Annotated in this window: 2 protein-coding genes; both read left to right on the forward strand. The window is 67.2% G+C overall.

What is annotated here, in order from left to right; genetic code table 11:
* Positions 1 to 413 (forward strand): aldose epimerase family protein (locus AC097L_RS24540; protein WP_479589332.1); only part of this gene is annotated, 413 nt, incomplete at its 5' end.
* Positions 413 to 1,309 (forward strand): SMP-30/gluconolactonase/LRE family protein, encoded by an 897-nt coding sequence (locus tag AC097L_RS24545; protein WP_479589333.1) that lies wholly within the window; start codon positions 413 to 415, stop codon positions 1,307 to 1,309. The genes AC097L_RS24540 and AC097L_RS24545, both read left to right, overlap by 1 nt.
* Positions 1,310 to 1,358 lie beyond the last annotated feature (49 nt).

The raw sequence follows: 1,358 nt of genomic DNA on the forward strand, positions 1-1,358 counted from the left end.
ACGAACAGCCCGTGGGCCTGGGCTGGCACCCCTACTTCCCCCAGCGCGACGGCAGCCATCTGCAGGTGGATGTGACAACCCGCTGGGAACGCGATGCCCTGATGCTACCCACGCATGCCACGACCCAGCAGGGCATCAATGCACCGGTGCATGCACTGGCCCTGGACCACTGCTTCGGCGGCTGGCCGGGCATAGCCCAACTCCGTGACGCGCAGTTTGCAGTGCAACTGTCGTCCACCCTGCCCTACCTGGTGGTGTTCACGCCGCCGGGGCAGCCGCATTTCTGCGTGGAACCGGTCGGCCATGTGAACAACGCTATCCAGCACGCAGACCCCATAAGCCAGGGGCTGGTGGCACTGGCACCTGGTGCCGTGGCTACCGCGTCGCTGACGCTGGATGTGGAGGCGCTGTGATGGACATCCGTGCTCTGCCCGTGCCTGCCAGCCTGCTGGGCGAATCACCGCTGTGGCACCCGCAGGAACAGGTGCTGTACTGGTGCGACATTCCGGGGCGGCAGTTGCACCGCTTCGACCCCGCTTCCCAGCAGCATCAGCAATGGGATTTCCACACCGAAGTTGCCTGCTGCGCAGCGCGCACCCAAGGCGGCCTGCTGCTGGCCCTGCGCGACGGGTTGTGGCATTTCAACCCCGCCAACGGTAGCAGCATCCAGGTGGCCACCGCGCCCTACCCGCAGGCCACCGAACGCTTCAACGACGGCAAGGTGGACGCGCAAGGCCGCTTCTGGTGCGGCACCATCCACGAGCCGCGCGACACGCCCAGCGCCAGCCTGTACCGCTGGGCCGATGGCCAACTACAGCGGGCCGCAGGCGACATCACCGTCAGCAATGGCCTGGCCTGGAGCCCGTCGGGGCGCACCCTGTACTGGGCCGATACCCCGGCGCATGTGGTCTATGCCTGCGACTTCGACGCGCAGCCGGGCAGCATTTCGCACCGTCGGCCCTTTGCCCGCTTCAGCCCGCGCGATCCGGCCAAAAGCCTGGCGCGCTACGGTGGCCGCCCGGACGGTGCCACCGTGGATGCCGAAGGCTGCTACTGGGTCGCCATGTTCGAAGGTGCCTGCCTGCAACGCTTCACCCCCCAGGGCGAGCTGCTGCAAATCCTGCCTCTGCCGGTGCGCTGCCCGACCATGCCCTGCTTCGGCGGGCCGGACCTGCGCACCCTTTTCATCACCACCTCCCGCGAGAAGCGGCCCGCGCAGGAACTGGCCGACATGCCCTTGTCCGGCCAGGTGCTGCACCTGCGCGTGGAGGTTCCCGGCCTTGCCACCCACTTTGTGAATTCCCCATGACCCAAGCCTTGACCCACGCCATTACCTACTACCCATCCCTCAAAAACCG

It is taken from the genome of Rhodoferax sp. RT5P35 (assembly GCF_056521385.1).

What these genes read in the sequence shown, in the direction of transcription:
- AC097L_RS24545 (WP_479589333.1), top strand. Translation starts at nt 413, where the DNA reads ATGGACATCCGTGCTCTGCCCGTGCCTGCCAGCCTGCTGGGCGAATCA.